Source organism: Ruminococcus albus AD2013, from assembly GCF_000526775.1.
Lineage (GTDB): Bacteria > Bacillota > Clostridia > Oscillospirales > Ruminococcaceae > Hominimerdicola > Hominimerdicola alba_A.
The window spans coordinates 3,653,326-3,675,701 of the sequence record NZ_JAGS01000001.1 but is presented as its reverse complement, the minus strand read 5'-3'; the positions used below and the strand labels follow the sequence as shown (position 1 = coordinate 3,675,701).

Annotated in this window: 17 protein-coding genes; 11 read left to right on the top strand and 6 right to left on the bottom strand. The window is 40.6% G+C overall.

Going from position 1 to position 22,376, the window contains the following annotated elements; all coding sequences use genetic code 11:
* Positions 1 to 26: 26 nt before the first annotated feature.
* The gene (locus N773_RS0116540) at positions 27 to 254 is read right to left on the bottom strand and encodes a hypothetical protein (protein WP_024858834.1); all 228 of its coding nucleotides are present in this window, start codon (positions 252 to 254) and stop codon (positions 27 to 29) included.
* A gap of 264 nt (positions 255 to 518) precedes the next feature.
* On the opposite strand from N773_RS0116540, the gene N773_RS22315 reads away from it, so the two are divergent.
* On the top strand, positions 519 to 686 hold the full coding sequence (locus N773_RS22315) for a hypothetical protein (protein WP_155250913.1): 168 nt from the start codon (positions 519 to 521) through the stop codon (positions 684 to 686).
* 260 nt (positions 687 to 946) lie between these two features.
* Here the strand turns inward: N773_RS22315 and N773_RS0116530 are convergent, their stop codons facing one another.
* Both N773_RS0116530 and N773_RS21435 read right to left on the bottom strand, forming a co-directional pair.
* A complete protein-coding gene (locus N773_RS0116530; protein WP_024858833.1) occupies positions 947 to 3,622 on the bottom strand; it encodes a discoidin domain-containing protein in 2,676 nt (891 codons plus the stop codon).
* Between the two features lie 118 nt (positions 3,623 to 3,740).
* The gene (locus N773_RS21435; protein ID WP_024858832.1) at positions 3,741 to 5,186 is read right to left on the bottom strand and encodes a BspA family leucine-rich repeat surface protein; all 1,446 of its coding nucleotides are present in this window, start codon (positions 5,184 to 5,186) and stop codon (positions 3,741 to 3,743) included.
* A 618-nt stretch (positions 5,187 to 5,804) separates the two neighbouring features.
* Here N773_RS21435 and N773_RS0116520 point away from each other — a divergent pair.
* From N773_RS0116520 to N773_RS0116470, 10 genes are all read left to right on the top strand, one after another.
* Positions 5,805 to 6,761: a GNAT family N-acetyltransferase gene (locus tag N773_RS0116520; protein WP_024858831.1), complete on the top strand. Its 957-nt coding sequence runs from the start codon at positions 5,805 to 5,807 to the stop codon at positions 6,759 to 6,761.
* Positions 6,762 to 8,347: 1,586 nt separating this feature from the next.
* The gene (locus N773_RS20420) at positions 8,348 to 8,686 is read left to right on the top strand and encodes a helix-turn-helix domain-containing protein (RefSeq protein ID WP_024858830.1); all 339 of its coding nucleotides are present in this window, start codon (positions 8,348 to 8,350) and stop codon (positions 8,684 to 8,686) included.
* Positions 8,683 to 8,943, top strand: a complete 261-nt coding sequence (locus N773_RS22800; protein WP_024858829.1) for a HipA N-terminal domain-containing protein — start codon at positions 8,683 to 8,685, stop codon at positions 8,941 to 8,943. Before N773_RS20420 ends, N773_RS22800 begins: the two co-directional genes overlap by 4 nt.
* Before the next feature lie 72 nt (positions 8,944 to 9,015).
* Positions 9,016 to 9,216: a hypothetical protein gene (locus tag N773_RS22795; protein WP_024858828.1), complete on the top strand. Its 201-nt coding sequence runs from the start codon at positions 9,016 to 9,018 to the stop codon at positions 9,214 to 9,216.
* Positions 9,217 to 10,832: 1,616 nt separating this feature from the next.
* Positions 10,833 to 11,663: a CPBP family intramembrane glutamic endopeptidase gene (locus tag N773_RS0116495; RefSeq protein ID WP_024858827.1), complete on the top strand. Its 831-nt coding sequence runs from the start codon at positions 10,833 to 10,835 to the stop codon at positions 11,661 to 11,663.
* 115 nt (positions 11,664 to 11,778) lie between these two features.
* Positions 11,779 to 12,516, top strand: a complete 738-nt coding sequence (locus tag N773_RS0116490) for an ankyrin repeat domain-containing protein (RefSeq protein WP_024858826.1) — start codon at positions 11,779 to 11,781, stop codon at positions 12,514 to 12,516.
* 1,079 nt (positions 12,517 to 13,595) lie between these two features.
* A complete protein-coding gene (locus N773_RS22675; RefSeq protein WP_196231651.1) occupies positions 13,596 to 13,970 on the top strand; it encodes a hypothetical protein in 375 nt (124 codons plus the stop codon).
* Positions 13,971 to 13,985: 15 nt separating this feature from the next.
* On the top strand, positions 13,986 to 14,309 hold the full coding sequence (locus tag N773_RS0116480) for a phospholipase D-like domain-containing protein (protein ID WP_080678361.1): 324 nt from the start codon (positions 13,986 to 13,988) through the stop codon (positions 14,307 to 14,309).
* A 183-nt stretch (positions 14,310 to 14,492) separates the two neighbouring features.
* On the top strand, positions 14,493 to 14,849 hold the full coding sequence (locus N773_RS0116475) for a hypothetical protein (protein WP_155250912.1): 357 nt from the start codon (positions 14,493 to 14,495) through the stop codon (positions 14,847 to 14,849).
* A gap of 212 nt (positions 14,850 to 15,061) precedes the next feature.
* Positions 15,062 to 16,054 (top strand): hypothetical protein, encoded by a 993-nt coding sequence (locus N773_RS0116470; RefSeq protein WP_024858822.1) that lies wholly within the window; start codon positions 15,062 to 15,064, stop codon positions 16,052 to 16,054.
* Between the two features lie 225 nt (positions 16,055 to 16,279).
* On the opposite strand, the gene N773_RS0116465 is transcribed toward N773_RS0116470, so the two are convergent.
* The 3 genes from N773_RS0116465 to N773_RS0116455 all read right to left on the bottom strand — a co-directional run bounded on the left by N773_RS0116465 (position 16,280) and on the right by N773_RS0116455 (position 21,886).
* Positions 16,280 to 16,744, bottom strand: coding sequence for a transposase (locus N773_RS0116465; protein WP_024858821.1), 465 nt, complete (start codon positions 16,742 to 16,744; stop codon positions 16,280 to 16,282).
* Positions 16,745 to 17,009: 265 nt separating this feature from the next.
* On the bottom strand, positions 17,010 to 18,383 hold the full coding sequence (locus tag N773_RS0116460; RefSeq protein ID WP_024858820.1) for an AAA family ATPase: 1,374 nt from the start codon (positions 18,381 to 18,383) through the stop codon (positions 17,010 to 17,012).
* Positions 18,384 to 18,886: 503 nt separating this feature from the next.
* Positions 18,887 to 21,886 (bottom strand): glycoside hydrolase family 9 protein, encoded by a 3,000-nt coding sequence (locus N773_RS0116455; RefSeq protein WP_024858819.1) that lies wholly within the window; start codon positions 21,884 to 21,886, stop codon positions 18,887 to 18,889.
* Between the last annotated feature and the right edge of the window lie 490 nt (positions 21,887 to 22,376).

The window sequence follows — 22,376 nt, the reverse complement described above, 5'->3', positions numbered from 1 at the left end:
TTAGACAACTTTATTAAAACTGCATTTTATGCTGTTCTATAGTTGTAGCTTGCTTCTCCATTCCCACCAGCATGATGATAAACTATATAAGAAATATATCCACTCCACCAATGTTCTTTATAGCTTCCGCTGTGGTCACGTTCATCACCAGCTCGATAATCTTTGACTGGTAGATACTCATCTCCTGCCTCTGCCCAACCCGAGCCGTAGCCGCCATTAAACGTTTTCATTTCTGATTCATTCAACTTTTTCATAATTAAACTCCTTTTAATTATATAAAATTATCGAATAAAACAGCTGCAGCGCTTATTCTATAATTAATTATACACAATTTTGTTTTTGATGTCAACAGTTTAATATAATTATATTTGGGAAATTGTGACTTTTTATATAATCCACTTAATAAGGAAACGGATGCAAATTATTAATCATATTAACGTGATAATTATTCTGTTAAATTATCAAATGATTAGTCGGTTATTGAATCTGAACAAGTAGAACTTAAAGAAAAACTGCCGATGACTACTCTTCCTCCTGAAAATTCTCATTATGATTATGTCAAAACGGTTTTTGAACCCGGTACTAAACATTATGAGGAATACTGGAGAAGAAAAAGAAGAGAAAAAGAGATCGAAGAAATGAAAGCTGCTTGTGAAAGAGCCGGCTGCGCTTTTACTCCCGCATGATCCAACTTATCTGACCTCACTTTTATGTGGGGTCTTTTTTTATACAGAAAAATATACAAAGTATATTTGATCTATGGAGTTGTTTGGAGTTTATTATACTTCTTTAGATATTGGTGGGGTAGGTGCGGAGGTTTATACGCTTACCCTAATTATCATTTTGATTATGTCAGGATAAGATGTAAAGCACCCACGTAGATACTCACATTTAGTATCCACGTGGGTGTTACGTCTTCAATAAGATCAAATATCAATGCCGCCTGTTATCTTATGGTGACGGTACCTGAATGTTTGATAGCGTTTGCGGTATCCCATTTGCCGTTCACCCTTGCAGCGATTGCGACTCTGTATTTCTTACCGGGTGTCAGGTTCTTGGGAGATGTATAAACCGTACCGGTGATGTTCTGGTTCTGTACTCTCCACTTGCCTGCAAGATAAACAGCGATACCGTATTTGTCAGCACCTTCGACTTTATCCCATGTGAATCTTACCTGGTGATATTTCTCGCTGTATTCAACTTTTATAGTGTTGCTGATTACCGCATTCGGCAGTACAGCGCCATAGAACGTAAGCTCCGCAATATTGCAGCAGTACACATCATCGGTATTCACGCCGTTATTCGGCCTTCCCTCTGGAACAGCGTAGCGGATATACCGTGCTTTCACCGGTGCATCGAGCATAACGGTCTGTGTGTCCGATGTGGGCATCCTGCCGATCGTGTGTACCGTCTGCCAGCTTGTACCATCCTCGGAAACGCTGAAATAGCCATCCACCATACGCGCCTCATAGCCCTTTCGGGGAGTGTAGGCGATCGCATTCAGCTCACATATTTCCCCAAGATCAGCCTGTACCCAGCCTGCACCCACACCGTCAAAGTAGGTTGCAGTATCGCCATCAAACGCCTTTCCGTAATTGTAGCCTTCCTGCTGCTTCCACGAATCTGTACCGCTTGTTGCTTCGGGCGCTAATTTTGTAAAGCTCGCCTCCGGATTCAGCGTGCCATAGAGCTTGATTTCCGCTACATTACAGCAATAAACATCATTTGTGTTGTAGCTGTTGCGCGGCTTGCCCTCTGGTACTGCATAGCGGATATAACGTGCCGTGATCGGCTTTTCAAGTTTCACTTTGTGCATGGCAAATGTGGGATTCTCACTAATTGTGTGTATGCTCTGCCAGTCTGTGCCGTCCATCGACACCTCGAAATAGCCATCCACCATACGGTATTCATAGTTCTGACGAGGGCAGTAAGCAAGTGCGCTCAGATCGTAGACCGCACCCAGATCTGCCTGTACCCAGCCGGCTCTCGTGCCGTCGAAGTATGTTGCGTTGTCGCCGTCAAAAGCCTTGTGGAAATCGGTATCTGCATTTTGCTTCCACGAGTCAGAGCCGCTTAGCTTGTCAGCCTGCACCTTGATCTCATTGCCGCCTATACTGCCATTTCCCTCAATGACAAACGTTGTGATGGAATTGCCGGGCAAGGTTGCATTCAGCGTTTTGCCGTTTAGATTGATAGTGCCCACATTCTTCCAGTTCTCATTCTTGCTCGTGCGGATCGCATTTGCCGTGCTGCCAACCTCAGCAAAGTCTGAAAGATCGAAAGTTATGTCAGCACTGCTGCCGCTTGTATTGTAGGAAACAGCCACGATCTGTCCCGTCTCAGGATCATAAGCGGCAACAGTATTGCCGGAGGAGTTCAGCATAATCATACCGGGGCGAATATAGCGCGAGTACTGTCCGAAAGCGTAGTATTTCTTCGTCAGAACGATCTTATTTGCATCATGGTTGGCAACTGCCACGCCCCAGTAGCCCTTCTGCGTGTCCACCATACCGGTATCCTTTCGGCCGTTGTAGCCGTTCTTTGAAATGTGGCTGTCGATCACCTGCCACATGATCCACGCCGATGCGTTCATGTCGTTGACATCGGTCGTGATACGCTGTGCCAGCCAGAGTGCCGCACTCATTTCGCCTGCATTCGTCCCGGCCGTGCCGCTGCTGTCCACCTCGCTCATCCAGAGATTTTTTCCGTTGGACAGGGCAATATTTTTTAGCTCGGCACGTTTGCTGCCGCCGTAGGTGTGGGTGTCGATACGACCGATCGCTTTTTTTGCATCATTAGAGAGATTGTTAAAAGAGCTAATCTGCGTGTCAATGGAGGTCTCATCCGTACCGCAAAGAATAACATCGCCCATTCCCTTGTCACGCATCGCCTTTTGCAGCTCCACGATCATGGTTGACTGCGAGCTTCCCTGATCGAAGTGACAGCCCTCCTGCTTGTAGCTGTTGGCCTTCCAGAAGTTGGTATACGGCTCATTCATAGCTTCCGCGCTCTGGATCTTCACGCCCCAGTCGTGCTGATAGTGATAGCAAACCTCCGCGAAATACCGCGCAAAATCATCGTATTGGTCGTCCTTCAGATTGTTGCTTTTGGCATCTGCCGATCCTGACGAACAGCCGCTCTTCGTCATGTAATAGGGCGGCGAATTGGAGAACATTTCCACAATCATATCATCTCCGGCAGCCTGAATAGACCGCATAAGCACATTGCGCTGATTGGCATCAGCACTCCAATCATAGGTAATTTTTCCGTTGCTATACTTAGTATATCCCGGCATATTGGAATCGGTTCGTGTGATATGATTGTGGCTTGGATCATCACCGCCGCCGATATTAAAGCGAGCAATATTAAGACGTAGACCTTCATCACCGTAGAACACATCCGCTGCCTGCTGTGCCAGCGAGTCAGAATAGCCGAGGCGATTGGCCCACCAGCAAAGAGATGTACCCCAGCCCTCAAATTCGCCATTGTTTATGGTAAAAGTATTATCCGGTGACAGCTTGACTGTTTGTGCCGCATGAGAGGTGAGAACACAGTGTGGTGCTGACATAAGGAGCATTCCACCGGTACAAAGCAGAGCGGTCAAGCGTTTGAAAATTTTCATATGATCCTCCTCCTTTAAGAATAAAGAGCTTGTTCTTGTTGAGACAAATTTGAAGGAGCTGTTGCTTAGTTGAAACAGTCCCGTTTTGCATTTATCAAATCGAATCAATTTTGAACTGTCACCTTATAGTAACAGTACCCGAATGTTTTATAGCATTTGCTGTGTCCCATTTTCCGTCAACTCTGGCAGCGATAGCGACTTTGTATGACTTCCCCGGGGTGAGATTTTTGGGAGATGTATAAACAGTGCCGGTGATATCCTGTTTCTGAACTCTCCACTTGCCTGCAAGGAAAACAGCAATGCTGTATTTGTCAGCACTTTCGACCTTATCCCATGTGAATCTTACCTGGTGGTATTTTTTTATGTACTCGACTTTGATGTTAGTAGGGTAGGTAAGCTTGGTTTCTTCAACGATAGGTAAGCGCTTATAGGTGTTCTTGCCGGTGTTTTCGATAACTGCATACTCTCCGTTACCGCTGACTACAGTCGCGATGTCTTTGGAATTTACCCAGCCTTTGTCATTATAAAGTTCTGCTTCTTCGGGAACATTTTTGAAATTCTCGCCAAGAGTAAGGGAACGTAGATTAAAAGAGAACATCCAGTTCATCTTTGTAACTTTGCTTGTATCAAACGAGCTCAGATCAAGTTCGGTCAAATTTCTTGAAGAGAACATTGCCATCATATCGGTTACTTTGCTTGTATCAAATCCGCTTACATCAAGTGTTGATAAGTTAGTTGAAGCGAACATTCCTGACATATCGGTTACTTTGCTTGTATCAAATCCGCTTACATCAAGTGTAGTCAATTTATTACAGGCACAGAACATACCACCCATATTTGTAACTTTGCTTGTGTCAAATTTGCTAATATCAAGTGACGTCAATTTTGCACAGCCCCAGAACATATCACACATATCTGTAACATTGCTTGTGTCAAAACCGCTAACATCAAGCGTTGACAAGCTAAGACAGGAATTGAACATACCACTCATATCTGTAACTTTGCTTGTGTTAAATCTGCTTACATCAAGCGATGTTAATTGGTCACAAAGAGAGAACATATCACCCATATCTGTAACGTTGCTTGTATCAAATCCGCTTACATCGAGAGAATAAAGTTTGCTACACTCATTGAACATATAGCTCATATCAGTAACATTGCTTGTATCAAATCCACTTAAATTGAGCGATTTAAGATTGCAACAGTTATCGAACATTCTGCTCATATTTTTTACATTACTTGTATCCGCATTTGAAAGGTCGATGGAATAACAAGGATATTCGCAAAAAAGCTTGCTGCAGTCTTCAGGAAGAACAGTTCCTTCCAAAACTATGACAGACCAAACGTTATCGCGATAGGTATTGTTAAATTTACGTAAAGCATCACCATCAACAGTACCGCTAAGCGTAAGCATACCTGTTGTTTGGTTAAATGAAAAGCCGCTTGTTGCTGAATCAGCCGCCTGCGCAGTTATGCTCTGTGTTATAATAGGTGCGCCGTAGCTGACAGTTCCTGCCACCATACAAAGTGACATCACTACTGCTAAAACTTTTTTTAACTTCATATTTATGTCCTCCTGAATTCTAGTGCCGAAACGGCAATATATCAATAATATGTTAGCACACATGACCATCAATGTCAATAATATCGTTTCGTTTTTCTTGACCATTCGTCAATTTTTATATTAGAAAATATTATTAGTTTATACTATTGACGGAAAGTGAAACTAAGATAACCGTCAAATAAACAGAGTATATGAAAAGAAAATGTACTATTAGAAAATATAATGAAGTATTCAGGAAAAATAATAAGCGAATGATTTTAGATTGCAAGTATATATAAATTCATAAGTGAAAATTATATATAGTTGTTTTTTTTTGAATGATGAGAAATAAGGAAAGGGTAAATGATGCGTCTGTGGATAATGAGGTGGATGAGAGAATGAACTCAAAGGGATAAAAGAAGAAAAGGATGATAATGGGGATGGTGGAACGCTCTCCCACCTCTTTTTTTACGATCACAGGAAAAAATAAAAAAGTGGCTAAAAAGAAGTCATATTTTTTTATTTGATCATTGCGTAACACAAGAAAATATGGTATAATGTGAAAAAACAGGATATGACTGTATATCTGCGACACGTTCTCCGTCAGGGCAGCAAAGGACTGAAAAAGGGGTTCAGGAAATGAATATTATATTTGAAAAATTCAGTGAAAAACATATTGAAGAGGCTGTTGAGCTGGCACTTGCGGAGCTTGAAGCGGAAAGAACACATTGTCCCGACCTGCCCTGTGTGGATTTCAGCGAACAGCTGACAGGAATGCTGCACTGGTTAAGCAGTCAGCAATTCGGGAAAGCCGCTCTGTATGACGGAAGGCTTGTGGGCTATCTGGTTTTTGCAGGCCCTTGGGACGGCTTTTTCGGAGATGTAAATGGCGTGTTTTCGCCTCTCGGCGGCAGTGCTTTTTCCTATGAGTTTAAAAACCGGGGCAGGCTGGCTTCAATGCTTTTTGCAAGCGCATCGGAAGAATTTGTGAAGCAGGCTGTTTTCAGTTGTGCGCTAAGCAGATACGCTCACGATGAGGAAGCTGCGAGATCCTTTGTGCTCAATGGCTTCGGAATACGCTGTTCGGATTCTGTCAGGGAAATCTCAAGCTTTGCTATTTCTTATGATCCGGGAAACATTCATTTTGCTGAATTGCCGCCAAATGAATTTGAAAGAATAAGGGAACTGAGAAACGGGCTTGTAAAGCATCTGGAAAGAGCGCCGGTATTCTTCTCGACTGATATGGAGCGCTATGAGCAATGGTTTAAGAACGGAGATCTGCGAGTGTTTGCCGCAGAGGCAGACGGTGAGATCATCGGCTTTATCTCCCTGGAGGATGAGGCAGAAAACTTTATTACCAGACACAACACGATGAAAAATATCTGCGGTGCATACTTTGATGAAAAGTATCGCGGAAAGGGAACTGCGCAGGGCTTGCTTGGATTTATCATCGAAACGCTTAAAGCTGAGGGCGTAACTCACCTCGGTGTGGACTGCGAAACTCTTAACCCTACTGCGCTTAATTTCTGGGGAAAGTATTTTGGACCGTACACATATTCCTTTGCAAGAAGGATCGATGAGCGCATTGTGTTATAACATCAGCGTCAGTTTGAACTCAGACAGAAAAACCGTCAGAACAAGAAGCCCCCGCAGTTTAGGCTGCGGGGGCTTCTAATCTATTTGTATTCTCTCCACCACCGCACCGTCTGCGTTATCCTTGAATTATCTTTTTGTTTTGGGAAAGATTATTTCAAGTATTAGAGAAATATATCTGATGGTGTTTGATTTTGAAATGAGGTGAAAATAAAGTGAAGTTGTGATGAAACGACAGGTTTTATTACTGTCTAAATTTTAGACACCATACAAAGAAGCCAAGATGCATCTGTGTTTTATATTTTCTTTGTCCGATGAGTTGAATTTCGTTTTAATATTCTTTCATGAGTTCGCTTTTTCTGTTGGAGAAAAAATTTGTCCCCCTCATTTTTTAAAAGTATTCAAGTTTTGAATTTTTGAGAGTATAAAAGGAGGATAAAACGAATGAAAATATCCAGTTTTGGTGCAGTTTTAGGGTAGTTTTAGAGTAGAAATGAACTCAAACGCTGTTTGTAGCCCGGGATTTCCTCCGATTTGGGTATGTTTTGGGTATCATTTGGGTATGTTTTCGTTTCTATTTTCCTCTAAGAGTCCTAAAACTAACTTTCCGATTTAGTTTTAGGATTTTGAAGATTTTTGCTTCATTTGAGGCACTTTTAAATTCAAGTTTTGAATACTTTTTCCAGAATTTTCCTTCGTCGCGCTAAAACTAAATTTAGTTTTAGAAATATGAAATTAGTTTTAGAAATATGAAACTAATTAGTTTTAGCGTACTAAAGCGTTTTCTTCAAGGTTTGAATAATATTATTCTTATTATTGAAGAGATTTATTCAACGGTTGAATAATAATTTACAAATCATGGAAAAGTATTTACAATATTTGGCTACATATACCAAAATATGTAAATTTCGGTAAGATCTTAATATATTTATATAATCGCTTCATTCGGAGATCAGAGAACATCCCAAGCAACTAAAATCAGCCTAAATTTTAGACTATTTATGTTATTTAAGAGCGCATATCTGTCTAGTTTTAAGACACTTATTTGTCTAATTTTTTATCACCTGTGCCTTATCAGTTGCATTTTTGTCTAAATATTAGTCAATAATCAGTCGAAAAATTAGACTTGGTTGTTCGAGAGTGCTTGTATCTATCTAAATTTTAGACATTTATCTATCTGAATTTTAGACACTTAATTTAAGACGAATAAATAACTGTCCGATATTCAAACAGTTATTTATCTAAATTTAAGGCAGTTTTATTGTGAGCGTATACTCCTCCCGCACCTACCACGCTGAAGGCTAATGAAGTATAATAAACTCCACGAAGCAAATTGGACTATCCAAATTGATCCATGTAGTTTGGCATTATGTATCAGAGTGATTGGTCAATACCAATGCACCAAACGATCTGCATGATAATAAGCATGAGATATAATACATATAAAAAGCAATACACAGCATATTTATAAAAGACAATATATAATATTTTATATATAAATATCAAAGTTAATAAATAACATATTGTATTTTATATATAAACGCAGTATAATGATCAACAAGCATAGAAGAAAGAGAGGAGCGTTCGTTATGAAAATAAACAAAGAGCTGCAAAATAAAGCCATTGCTGCAGAGCTTGGTTCAAGATTCAAGCAGTATCGCATAGATTATCCGATGACAAGAACAGAACTTGCAGAAAAGTCAATGGTATCGGTAGGTACTATTGCGCGTTTTGAAAATGGCAGCGATATCGGTCTGATAAACCTGATAAAGCTGCTCAAAGCACTGGAACTTGAGGAAAAACTGGATTTGTTGATACCCGATCCTCAGGAACGTCCTTCCTACTATGTTGAAAACAACACTCCTAAAAAGCGTGCAAGAAAACGCAGACAAAACGATAATGACTGGAAATGGGGCGATGAAAAATGATAGAAACGGCAGAAGTGTACCTTTGGGGAACTCGCATAGGGTTTGTTCATCAAGGTGTAGATGATGTTTCGGCTAGCTTTGAATATGACAAAAAGTTTCTGACCAGCGGAATAGAACTTTCACCGTTTAAAATGCCTTTATCCAATAGGGTATATTCATTCCCCGAGCTCAGCCATGTTGAAGCATTTCACGGTATTCCCGGTCTTCTGGCTGATTCTCTTCCTGACAAATTCGGTAATGCTGTCATTGACAAATGACTTGCAGGTCAAGGGCGTTCTTCCAAGTCTTTTACTCCTATTGAAAGGTTGTGTTATACAGGCAAACGCGGCATGGGAGCGCTTGAATATGTTCCGTCTGCCGGACCTATGCAGATAACGGGTGAAGTCGATGTTACCGATATGACAAAACTTGTTTTCGCAAGTGCTTTCCGAAAAAGTAGCACAGTTTTGTCCGATGCGGAAGCAGGCAAAAATGCAGTTGATGGAGATAGGTTCTACGGCAGGCGGTGCAAGAGCAAAAGCTACAGTTGACTGTAATGAAAAAACAGGCGAGGTCAGATCGTGACAGATAGATGCATGAAAAGGTTTTGACTACTGGCTCATAAAAATTGACGGAGTATCAGGCAACAGTATGTCAACACATCGTCTGAAGAGCTTTTCTTCCATAGGATCAATAAGTTCGGACATATCAAGTTGGTTCTTTTTCATGTTGATAGACCTCCATTGATTCTTTCATCAAAGAATATTCAAGTATTAGAGAAAAGTATTTGAGGTTGGTTGATTTTGAAGTATGACGGAAAAATGTTATAAAGGTAGGATGAAACGATAGGATTTTTTTATTGTCTAATTTTTTGACACCTTACAAGAGAGCAGAACTGCATCTATGTTTTATATTTTCTTTGCCCGGCGTGTGTATTTTCGTTTTAATATTCTTTCATGAGGTCGATTTTTCTCTTGAAAAAAAGTTGGTCCCCCCTGATTTTTGGTTTAAATTCAAGATTTGAATTTTTGGAGGTAAAAAGTGAAGAAAAAACGAATGAAAAAATCCAGTTTTGGTGCAGTTTTAGGGTAGTTTTAAGGCAGAAATGAACTCAAACGCTGTTTGTAGCCCGGGATTTCCTCCGATTTGGGTATGTTTTGGGTATCATTTGGGTATGTTTTCGTTTCTATTTTCCTTTATGAGTCTAAAACTAACTTTTCGAATTAGTTTTAGGATTTTGAAGATTTTTGCTTCATTTGAGGCACTTTTAAATTCAAGTTTTGAATTATTTTTCCAGAATTTTCCTTTATTACGCTAAAACTAAATTTAGTTTTAGAAATATGAAATTAGTTTTAGAAATATGAAACTAATTAGTTTTAGCGTGCTAAAGTTAGTTTTAGCGTACTAAAGCGTTTTATTCAAGACTTGAATAATAGTATTCAAGATTTGAATACTATTTACAATATTTGGATATATATGTCATAATATGTAAATTTTGGTAAAATCTTAATATATTTATATACGAGATTGACGTGAGGTGAAATAATCGTCTTGAACAGCAAGAAATAGTCTAATTTTAAGACAATTATTGTCGTTTTGGAATGTATAGTTGTCAAAATTTTAGTCACTTATCTGTCTAATATTTTGACACTTGCACTCGATTAAATATACTTTTATCTAACTTTTAGTCAGTTATTAGTCTAACTTTAAGACTAAGTTGTTTTTGCGAACCTAGAATAGTCTAAGATTTAGTCAGATTATTGACTAAGTTTTAGACACCGCATTTGTATCTGTCTAACTTTTAGTCAAGTTATAGTCTGAATTTTAGGCAATATTCTTTCTTTAGAGCTCTCCGATACTATTATAAATCAGTCTGTCCTGCAAAAAATACTTCTCACAAAAATATACCTGCGGTTTACTTGATTTATAACGCTGCCTGTATGCGAAAAGGTCGGCGCTGATATAGAAGTTTCTCGCCATAGTATTTCTGATGTCAGGTCAGAAGTACTATGGCGTTTGTATTGACAACACTTCGATGTTATGATATAATTGTTACTTACACAAATTGAGATGAATGTTGGAACTTTATATTTCAGTTCTGCCGAGGGAGAAATGTTAAAGTTTGTAGCAATTTATCCTTGAAGATACAGCGAGAAAGGTAAAACAAATGAAAAATTACGATAAACAGACCATAGCGCAGATCAGGAAACCGATAGTTCAGGCAGCGATCATAATGCTGGTGTTCTATGCGATAGAGATACCAATGGTGCATTTCAATGTATTTCCCGATGTAAACACGCGTTATATAGCAGACACTATAATAAGAGCAGCAGGCGGAACTGCCGGACTGATACTTTTGAATGGGTATTCCAAACGCGGTGAGAGTAAATGCACGCTGAAGCAGCTATTCACAAATAAGATTTCAGGGAAGACGTGGCTTATCATGATCCCACAGATTATCAATATTTTGCTTCCTTTCCTGAATATATTTATTGCAACCGTTTTTACAACAAGATATATTTTAACGCTCAGCATATTGATCGTTCAGCAGTTTGCAACCGGGTTCTATGAAGAAGGCGTTCAGAGAGGACTCATGATGAACGGTCTTATCAAATTTAATATAAGCACAGTGAAAAGAAGGCTGTTCACTGTTTTGGTTACAGGTCTGTTCTTCGGTCTGGGACATGCTCCCAACATCGCTTTTGGCGAAAATCCTCTGATTCAGGTTCCGTCTGCAATGTGTATTGGAATGTTTTGGGCGGCGGTATATATGCTGTCAGATAATCTGCTTCTCGTAATGCTTCTGCACGCTTTCGCCGACAGCACGTTCAGGATCGTCCACGGATTGTTCGGTTATGCTCGCGAAGGCTTTCTTTATCAGGCAGTAGAGTGTTCGAGAGATATCATAGAGTATGTGATACTGCCTGTTCTGGCGATCTGTATCTGCATATGGTTTGATAAGCTTAAGAATAATGCCCCTGAGGACGGGTCAACTTAAATGATAAGTCGGAAGATAATATACAAATCATGGTAATCATGGGGCTGTTGCAGCCCCAACAAAGAAAAAGAGCCTGGCACAGACCTATAATTACCAATAAGAGCAGGCACTTGGTATGTTTGAAAATATTAAAACTATATGGAGAGCAGAGACAATGAATGTATTATTCAAGGAAATTCGGCAAGGAAATATCGAAAATATAAGAGAACGAATTGAAAAAAATCCTGCCGTTGTAAATGAGGTATTCACTGGAAAAAAACCATTGAAAGATATAGGACAATCACCATTGCAGGTTGCTTTGAAATGCGCTGAATTTGATATTATAGACTTGTTGCTCAATAATGGTGCTGATCCGGATTTCATAGAAAACCCCTCACAAGTTCCACCGGGTAGTATGTGTTGTCCTGTAATATCAGATGCAATTAAATATGCAATGGATACCTTGCTGTATACTGGTACAAAACACATTGAACAATCCTTACGATATGTAGGGATCATTGAACGATTGCTTGTGTTAGGAGCAGATCCGAACAAAAAAAGAATTGATAAGAATCCAATCAACAACTGGCAGCCACTTGGAGTACTGGCGGCAAGAGGAAATTATATTTTGAAGCGGACAAGGAGCGATGATCCAGAGGCATATTGCATATCAAATAAAAACATCATTACTATCCTTGATTTGTTGATAAAGTATGGAGCAGATGTTGAGGATTGGCTTGATAACGGCGTATGGGGAGACGAATCCAATCGAAAAGCTTATCTCGATGATTTTGAAATTAAAGACGAAGTTGATTTTAATCGAGAGATTCGCACCATTTTTCAAGAATATTTTAACAGACAAACTAATACTTGATATACAGCAAGGAGAAATCGCTCTCCTTGCTGATTTTTCTTCCTTTGGGCAGACTGTTCGTTCTGTAAGTTAATACCAAAATAATGACCGCTTCGTTAAGCATAACCACTGAAAAATTTCAGTATTGATAATGATATGCAGTGCTTCGCGGCAACAAAACCCTCCATATATCTACTGACGTTTTCGGGCTTTTGGCGGTATTTTCTGAAAAGAATACAGTTTGTTAAAGGCAGTTCTCCCTCCTGCATAATTTCAACTGCGAATTTTAATATGATATGCGAACAGAATGTATTTCGGTGGTTGCTTTTTCAAGGTAGACGTGGTATAATTTGTGGGTAAGATTAACTTTGATAATGTAATTCGAGGTATCTCTATGAACGATAAAGAATTATTCACTCGCATATCCGAAGTGGAAAACAGATTGAATATAACAATTCCTAAAGTCTATAAGGATTTTTTACTTAAATGCTTGATAGAGCGAAGATTTCTCTTTCAGATATAAATATGATTATAAGGTCATCCCTATTTCATCATTTTGCTTTATTAGACAAAGAAATGAAAACTCTTAACTCCAATAATCAGCAATCTTAGTATAAAGCTACCACCTATGAAATATATTCAATAGGTGGTGTTTTGTTGGGCGAATACTTTGTACTTACCGTTCTCCAAGCGTTTTTATAATATAACGGTGTGTAAGAAAAATAGGTGTTAATTCGTTACGAATTATCTTAAATTTTACACAGTAATATAATTTAGGGTAAAGGTTTCCCCTCATACTGCGACAAAAGAGATTTCAATACAGAAATTATCGCCGTGAATTATCACATTTCCGTCGGCTTCTTTACTATATGACGTGATTATATTTGTATTTGACGAATACCTTTGACCATTGCTATTGGCAGTTCACTAGTCTGTCCACAGCCTTTTCCATTATCATTTTTGTAAGAGCCATTTTCGCTAGGATATGTCAGTCTATAACCGTCGTAAAGATTCAGCTGCACAAATCTAGTATCGAAACTTGAAATACTCGGCGGTTATCCTTACATTCAAACAACAGTAGATCTCGCTCTTACGACTGAGTGATCACAGTTATTATCGGAAGCTTATATTATGAAACGAAAACACATAATATTAAGTTCGAAGATAATAACGAATATTTTGTTTCTTTCGATGAGAACGGAAATTGCCTTGATTGGAAAGGCAGCTTTGGATTTGGTATTGGAAGCGTAAGTTTTTTTACAAATAATCGTGGAGAAGTTTGTGTTGATGAAAATAATATCGATTGGTATTACGAAGATTTCATTGAAATAATAGACCATTTTTACGAGGAAATAGATGAAAGTATAGACTGTCATCATTATACCGAAAATGATAATTATACACAGTACATTCACTTTAATTATTACTATCATGGTCCCGAACACGACAACGTATTTATATGTCAGCATGATTGATTTTTTTAGGAGCTTATTGCGCGGACGCACTATGAGCGGCTGGTGGCTTCGGGGGTAAGGCTTTACCGATTCACGCCGGGGTTCATACATTCAAAGGTGTTCGTCAGCGATGACAAAGTTGCCACGGTGGGCAGTGTGAATCTCAACAGCAGGAGTTTCTACTGTGATTTTGAATGCGGTGCGGTGCTGACAGGAGTTCCCTGCATAGCGGATATCAAGACGGATATCCTTGACACGCTGGCAGAATGTCAGCTTATCACCGAAGAAAATATTATCCCTCTGACCCTTGCGGAAGAAGCACGTGCCGCTGTGATGGGGAATCTTGGGGGGATGATGTGAATATTGAATAATGAATAGTGAACACACTTATGGAGAAAAGACTGGTGTATGATGCTTCAAAAACAACCTAAACACTATAAATGCAAGAATGAGGATACATATACAAAAATATGGACAGATATAGCAATACTTTTTGTTCTTTTATTGGCAGTTGTTATAGTTTGTGCCAAAAGAAAACCCGGTATGACTGAAGTATTGCATGAACTTATATCGATAAATCCCTTTTCTGCATTGATACTGCTGGTATTGCTGGATATCGTTTTTGCAGTGGTAAAGACTGTGATCTATGGCAGAAATAAAAAGATCATAATGAACAAAGGCAGTGTTTATGAAGGGAAGATCGAAGATACTGTATATGTAAAAAATAAGTTCGTAAAAAGTCCGGGTGCTACATATGATTACAGGTATCTTGTCCGCCTGAATGATGGAAGAACAGTTAATACGGAAGTTTATTACGAAGACTTTGTCAGCAAGGATAACATAAGCTGCTGCAATGTTTATGAATATAATGACCGTTATTATTTCACGGATTTCAGATGAGGTCAGGTGTTACAGTTATGAACATATGCATATATCTCAGAACTAAATGTCAACAATGTTTGGGCTAATTGTGCATAAAATATTATTTAAAGGGCATAAAAATTCATTGAATTGTTGATAACAGTCAATTTAAATCTTGACAGCTACATTCCGGAATGGTATAATATCTAACGTTCGAACAAATTACTTTAGTTTTTAGGAGGATATTTATTATGTTCAATGCAAAGAAATTAATCTCAGCTGTAGTATCGGTAGCACTTTGCTGCAGTATGGTAACAGCGATCCCTGCATATGCGCAGTGCTATACTTCCTGTGAGGGTGTACGTCAGGTAAAGGACAACGGTCAATATGTTTCCATGCAGGGTATGGCAGCTGACAGCACAGGTATATATGTGGCAAAGACCAGAGTAGAAAAATACGGTTACGGTGCACAGATCTACCGTGTAAGCTTCGACGGCAAGACCCAGACAAGGCTCTCTATGAGTGCTGCTGTTTCCAACGAACTCAAACACGCAAACGATATGTTCCTCAACAAAGAGAACGGTGTAAACTATCTCTATGTCAACAATGCTGACTTCAACAGCAACAGATCTGATTGTCATCTCGTCAAGTTAAGGATCAGTGGCAACACTCTGACCAAGGTCAAGACGATTTATTTTACCTATAATAATAAGCGCCTGAACTTTTCCGCTGTATCCGGCTACAAGTGGGTGAACGGCAAGTACAGAGTCATCCTCAAGGGCAGCAATAATGTATATACCGCTGATATAAGCACCTCTAATGTTAATGAAACTGTAGCGGCAAAAAAGACTCTTACTCTCGACACAGTTGTTATAATCAAGGGTACCGGATATAATTTCGCTGAGAAGTTCGCAGACGGCTCTGCTTGTTATTCCAATCAGGGTATTACATACTACAACAACAGACTGTACACTGTAGTATCTTCAAACAAGAAGCCAAACCAGAGCTTTATCGTTGCATACGACAACATAAGCAGCAAGCTGGATTCCGCTGCTATTGAAAAAAATGTTGCTGATTCCACCAGAGATCAGTTCCGTATAACCAGCTCTAAATTCCCCAACCTTTATGAAATGGAGAGCTGCGCTATCTATAACGGAGTACTCTACTATAACACCAACAGAAGAAAAACTGCTAACGATAGCGACTATGACGCTGTACTGAAAATAAAGGATTTTAGAGCGTAAGTTATATTTCGGAAAAATAGCCGCCTCAAAAGGTTCGACACGCGGTCGACGCAGTCACCGCTAACAGAAAAAAATCGAGGGGCTGTTGCAACCGCAGCACCATCTAACCATATCCGAACATCAGAGTAAAAAAACATATTTACTGGTGAAATAAGCTGTTTCAGTGCGCACACCCCCAAGCCCTCTTCAAAAAAGAGGACTCGGGGGTGTAATGTTCTGCTGGTTTTATGCTGATTTCAGTTCAAAAAGAGAAATTCCAAGTCGGTTTTCTGAGATCTTAGCAAAAAGCTTCTTTATGTTGTATGCAAGTCCCAGCAAAAGGAACTCATTTCTGATGTTATTTTTGCCCCTGCACAGGAATCTTCTGAAGCCATGATCCTGTTTCAGCACTCCGAATACGCCTTCAGCCTGTATGCTTCGGTTCATTCTGAGCTGTTTTCCGAATTCGGTCGTTATATTTTCCAGGCTTTCTGTTCTCAGTTCTTTGAACTTATGCGATATAGACAGCGTTTTGTTTCCTTTTGCTTTTGTACAATTCTGTTTGTAGGGACAACCTTCGCAGCTTTCACATCTGTACAGTGCTTTCTCCGAAACGAATCCGGTCTTCGTTTTCTCATGCTTTGTACCGATACGCCACAGTATCCTTCCTGCCCTGCATACGTGTATATCGCCGAGTTCGTGATATTCCATATTCTCGGGTCTGCCGTATTTTGTACGGAAGTTTCGCTTTTTGCTCTGCTCATAATTTACGGGTTTTATGTATGTTGCTGTTGAAGAGGCTATGAAGGGCTAAAATACGTGGTTTTCTAAATTTCAGAAATTTAACAGAATTTGCCAAATGGCTCAAAAATGCAATTTGTCACCCTGAATTCTAAGTGGATGACAAGACGGATGACAAAATCGGGTGACAAGAATCATAAACCGCCGTTCAGGTTCGTCCTGAGCGGCGGTTTTTTCATTCGTTGAAGTAAAGCACCTTTCCGTCAATGAGTGTAAATTTGTCCGCACCCTCAAAATCAAATCCCCCCGTGCAGACAAAACCCACGCCCGACACAGTGATGCCTTTGATGCTGTCAAGCTGTTCCTTTTCCTGACGGCATTCTTCAAGGGTCATGGGGCGGTCGAAGTATTTGCATTCGTAGAAATCATACTGCTCTCCACGCCGTATCACGCAGTCAAACTCGCCATTGGTCTTGGTAGCAGGGTCATCATACCAATAGCTGCCGAAGTCGTCAATATCCGGATATAAGCCCTGCATAGCGGCTCTGTGGAAGTATTGCAGAGCGATACCTTCAAGCCGTCTGCTGACGAATTGCTCCAGTACATCGTCAATATTTTGATTGAAGAACTGCTCCTCACCGATACGGACGATCGTTCCCGCCTTGCCGAAAATGAACGTGAAATAGAACCGCATCAGATTATCCACGATCTCGTAAAACTGTTTTTTCTTGTCATTCCGGCGGTTGATCGGGTCGGTCTTCTGAATGGTCTCCATGTCGAGCAAAATTTTCAACTGCTTGTCAAGCAAACCTGTCTCGCTGTTCGCTATTTTGTCCCGTATCTCGCTGTAACGCTTCTTGCCGTTGCCGAGGATCTCCAGAATCCTTGCATCAAATGTCTTCCGTATCTCCCCCAGCATGACATTCTCGATGTGCGACCGCACCAGACCTGTTTCGGGCAACAGCAGACGCTCGATGTTTTCCCGAATAGTCAGACCCGTATCAAGATTTTCCAGAACATAAGGACTTCCACCGAATACGGCATAGAAGGCGACCTTGTCACGAACAGAAAGATCGGGATAGAATTTCGCTGCATCAAGGTAGTCAAAGTCACGGATATGCTGTATCAGTGAGAACCGTCCGAACAGTGGGTTGCCCTCTTCGAGCAGTTCCTTCATCACTGTGATATACGAACCGCAGAGCACCAGCTTGACATTTTCGGTCAGCCTGTCGATGACCGCCTGCATATAGGAATCGACTTCGTTTTTCTTTTTGGTCTGTTTCAGATAGGGATACTCGTCAATGATGAGAAGTATCTTTTTGTCAAGCGTTTTCAGGTAATCCATCATCTCGAAGAAAGAGCCGAAGCGGATATTCGGCAGTCCGAGCCCCTCCGAAACGCTCTGATAGATCAGTTCCATATTTCCCTCAAAGGTGCTTGTCACGCACATATGGTTGATGACGACACCCTCAAAGCGCTTTGCAGCTTCGCTCAAAAGCGTGGATTTTCCGACTCTGCGCTTGCCGTAGACCAGCACCGCCGTTTTGCGTTTCCATGAGGAAAGCTCGGCATTCAACTGCCTGAGTTCTTTTTCTCTGCCGATAAACATAGCATCACTTCTTTTCTGAATATATTTTCTCTGAATAATTTTTCAGTATAATGATATTATACCACAGCGCTTTGCACTTGTCAAGTTTCTGAATAAAAATTCAGTGAAAAACCATTCAGAAAACAACAGACTTGATTCGATGACCCGTTATTGATAGTATGCCAACGGTAAGCAATACTATCACTCGGAAGCAGGTTATGAATCAGATGAAAATCAGGAATTAATTGTACATGGTAATATTATAATTGATAAGTATAAAGATAGATATATATATTGCCATCTGGAAGGAGAATACAATTCAACCAAGTTGATCATAATGTTTAAAGGAAAAAAGAAATAGGAGAGAGGTACAGCTGGAGCGTATTGAATGAAGATACATTTTCTTTATTTGTTAAACAATAAAAAACGGCAAGTTTCTTATCAATAAAGCATCAATAAAAACGGATAGTCGTCTGCTTAGGACGATTATCCGTTTTGTTTTTAAATCATATCAATTTAGTCTATCACTTTATAGTAACAGTACCGGCATATTTGATAGCATTTGCTGTATCCCATCTGCCGTTCACTCTTGCGGCAATCGCAACCTTATAAGTTACGCCGGGAGTCAGATTTTTGGGAGAAGTATAGGTAGTGCCTGTGATATCCTGCTTCTGAACTCTCCACTTGCCTGCCAGATAAACTGCTATGCCGTATCTGTCAGCGTTTTCCACCTTATCCCAGGTAAATCTTACCTGATGGTACTTCTCACTGTAATCGACCTTAATGTTGGTAGGATAAGGGACTGGTTTCGGACCGCCGAACTGATCGTTCATGAATGATGACATCCAGACCAGAGAAGCGTTCAAGCAGACAGAAACCTCATTTACAGACCATGCCTCTGCACTGTCAGCATAGCACTTCTGATTAGCTAAAGTGCCTCTTTTATAGCCGAGACCACGAAGGTAATTATCATTATAAATAACTGAGCAGGGACCGCCTGCAAGAACACCTGAGGGTGCCTTCGGTAATTCCGGATTGATACTGTTTGCCCAGTATTTGTGATGTGGCGATTTCATTGCCTTATCGCCGTAGCCTGATACATAAGAGAAGCCCAGACCGTTACGTCCGAAGAGGTAATCAAGTGCTTCGGCTGCACCGTTCCGATAAATATATTTGCCGTTATCAGTATCATAAGCATAAGCCAGGACCATAGCGTTGTTGATAACGAAGGAGTTGGAACCGTACTCATAACCTGTGTACACATCTCCATCGCCGATACCGATATAGCCCCCGACAGTCGCACTCGTGTAAGGTATGCCCATGCCTTCTTTACTCATCTGAAAAATATATCGATCAGCAATATTTTGGATAGAATTGACAATAGTCTTCCTGTCAGCAGAAGATGTCTTGTCGCTCAAGTAGAGTGAAAGGGTGCCCAGACCCGCAGTATTGCCCCAATTGAAGGAACCGAACGAACCGTTGTTCTCGCCGCTGCTCAGGCAGGAAGTCAAGCTGAATGCCTTATCCTGACCTGACGGGTCATTATAATTTTTATAGTTTTTTAAGAAGCCATAGTAAGCCGAGTCCCCTGTTGTTGCATAAAGCTCACAAGCTGCCCAGTAAGCATCATCAACTACATAGGTGTCACCGAAATTGTTGTTTCCGCCGGATTCACTGGGAGCAAAGTAAGGATCATCATAGTAATAGCCACTTGTAACGTTCCAATCAGACTGCTTAGCCATGATAGCCTTCCAGCTGTTCTGTGCATTTTGCAGACACTCTTTTGCGAAGTCATCATCTATGCCCTTCCACAGACGTGAAGCCTGTGCAGCACAAGCGATCATGTTGAATGTGGCTGCATACGTAGGAGGTCTGACGATACGGTAAGGATAATTATCCTCCATTGGGGGGTCAATACAGTATATGGACCTGAACGTGAGCGGAAAATCTGCCAACGTATGATCCTGCACTGAATGATATACAAAGCCGTCCTCATTTATCATTTTGAACATCCACTCCAGCTCTACCCTTGCTTCATCAAGTATATCGGGAGCATTATCCTTATTTTCTGGGACAGCTATCGTGCCGTCAGTCCACTTGCGTGTATTGCCTCTCCTCTTGGAGAACTCATAAGCGTTCTGAAGTGTCCATACGGAGAAACCGCCTTCGACAACGTACTTACCGTGGTCGTTTGCAGCGTACCATCCGCCTGTAACGTCGATCTTCTTATCCTTCTCGCCATCAGAGAAGTCGCTGTCATAAGATCTTACCCATTTGCTCTGAACGTAAGCAGTATCAGGATTATGACCATACTTATTGTGAGCCAGCCTACTCTTATCACCGGATGTGATGTACTCAGACTCTATCGGTACTCCTGAGCGGTTCTGATAGAAGTAGTTCATGGAATCCCTCAGCAGCTGATCATCATAGATCTGTCTGTCTATCCTGAATGGACTGCTCTCGTTCATCGTATAAGATTTCATATTTACGGGATTTGTCCAAAGAAGCTTATCACCTTTTAGCCTTGTATCATTTACATTCTTATATCCCATCACCTGAGTGCCGCTTACGCCGACCGTATCCTTAACGAATATCGTGTACTCGCCCTCAGTTCTGAAATCAGAGAAATCAATGATATGTACGTTGGCACCCGAGTCCTTGTATCTTGTGACCGAATTAACAACTGTATCCTTACCTGTACCCGAATTAGGATCGCTGCCGAATACCTTCGTCTTGCCTGTGTACTTTACGTTGCCCGATCTGTCACGTATCTCAAAAGCCAGTGGCATATCAGCATCGGTAACATAAGAAGCCCTCTTTTCCAGCTGAGGATAATAACCGATCTGATTCAGACGAACGTTGCTTTCGGGTCTTACAACGCCCCACTCGTTAACATCTCCATCGATAAATACGCCACCGGTAGTGTCGATCAGAGACAGATCATCGAATTTGAGGACCGTACCGTTTGGGAAGCAGTCTACCGGCTGATACTGACCCTTACCGCCGTAGTGGAATGCCCAGTCAGCAAGCTCAAGATCATATTCAGCTGTAAACTCAGCATCGAAGGTGTTGTCGCCTTTAGCGATCTTTACGCATTCCCACGTCTGATTGAAATCATCATTGCCGCAGTTGTTGTGCCAAACTTCAACAGTTCCGCCGTAGTTACCGATCTTGGTGTACAGCTCACCCTCATTGGAAGAATTGACCTTCCAGTGTACCTTGTAAGTATGACCTTTGTGTATAATTATATTTCTGCAACGGAACTGAAGATCCCATCTTGACTCGGGACCATCGTTATTCTGTATCGTTATATTGTAAGTGCCGTCTGAAATATCGAAGTCCTGCCGTGCCGGTGCATTCTCTAATGTGCGCCAGGGAAGACCTATGCCTGCTTCGAAGTCAGACTGGATAAGTATCTGTTCGTCTTCTGCAAACACACTCATAGGTGCAGATGCGGCTGCTGCCGATAAAGCGCCGGTAATTGCCACAAGCCCTGCGGCGATACGTTTCATTGTCTTGTGCATAACCTCTTGACCCTCCTTTTGAAAATAAAAGAACTTAAATCTGATACGGCTGTAACTTACAGTAAGCGAAATATATACCTGAAACAGCCATAGCCACATTATAACTGGGATGGACATTTCACAGTCATTACGCTGTTATGTCCGATAGATATTATATCACATTGTTTTTCAAATTGCAATGATTTCAATAATATCTTTTAAATTTTTTTATTCCATTCCTCTGCCGCATCAGATTTCCGCAGTATATAAAAAAACAATTCGCGGATGCATATGGTATGAAACTTAAAAATGTTCTTCTTGATGCCCACGATGATCAGCTTATCAAGATATTCTGTCAACGCACCATGGTAGCGTTTTTCTTTTAAATGTAGATTACAAGTTGAAGTATCATCTGACGGCATTAAAGAGTGGGTCACGCGTGACACAACAAAGCATCAATGATTCATCCATTATAGTATTAGTATTCTTTTACTTAAATTATAGCTGCATA

Coding starts and splice junctions, on each gene's coding strand:
- N773_RS0116540 (WP_024858834.1), bottom strand. CDS start 254: ATGAAAAAGTTGAATGAATCAGAAATGAAAACGTTTAATGGCGGCTAC.
- N773_RS22315 (WP_155250913.1), top strand. CDS start 519: ATGACTACTCTTCCTCCTGAAAATTCTCATTATGATTATGTCAAAACG.
- N773_RS0116530 (WP_024858833.1), bottom strand. CDS start 3,622: ATGAAAATTTTCAAACGCTTGACCGCTCTGCTTTGTACCGGTGGAATG.
- N773_RS21435 (WP_024858832.1), bottom strand. CDS start 5,186: ATGAAGTTAAAAAAAGTTTTAGCAGTAGTGATGTCACTTTGTATGGTG.
- N773_RS0116520 (WP_024858831.1), top strand. CDS start 5,805: ATGAATATTATATTTGAAAAATTCAGTGAAAAACATATTGAAGAGGCT.
- N773_RS20420 (WP_024858830.1), top strand. CDS start 8,348: ATGAAAATAAACAAAGAGCTGCAAAATAAAGCCATTGCTGCAGAGCTT.
- N773_RS22800 (WP_024858829.1), top strand. CDS start 8,683: ATGATAGAAACGGCAGAAGTGTACCTTTGGGGAACTCGCATAGGGTTT.
- N773_RS22795 (WP_024858828.1), top strand. CDS start 9,016: ATGGGAGCGCTTGAATATGTTCCGTCTGCCGGACCTATGCAGATAACG.
- N773_RS0116495 (WP_024858827.1), top strand. CDS start 10,833: ATGAAAAATTACGATAAACAGACCATAGCGCAGATCAGGAAACCGATA.
- N773_RS0116490 (WP_024858826.1), top strand. CDS start 11,779: ATGTTTGAAAATATTAAAACTATATGGAGAGCAGAGACAATGAATGTA.
- N773_RS0116475 (WP_155250912.1), top strand. CDS start 14,493: ATGACTGAAGTATTGCATGAACTTATATCGATAAATCCCTTTTCTGCA.
- N773_RS0116470 (WP_024858822.1), top strand. CDS start 15,062: ATGTTCAATGCAAAGAAATTAATCTCAGCTGTAGTATCGGTAGCACTT.
- N773_RS0116465 (WP_024858821.1), bottom strand. CDS start 16,744: ATGGAATATCACGAACTCGGCGATATACACGTATGCAGGGCAGGAAGG.
- N773_RS0116460 (WP_024858820.1), bottom strand. CDS start 18,383: ATGTTTATCGGCAGAGAAAAAGAACTCAGGCAGTTGAATGCCGAGCTT.
- N773_RS0116455 (WP_024858819.1), bottom strand. CDS start 21,886: ATGCACAAGACAATGAAACGTATCGCCGCAGGGCTTGTGGCAATTACC.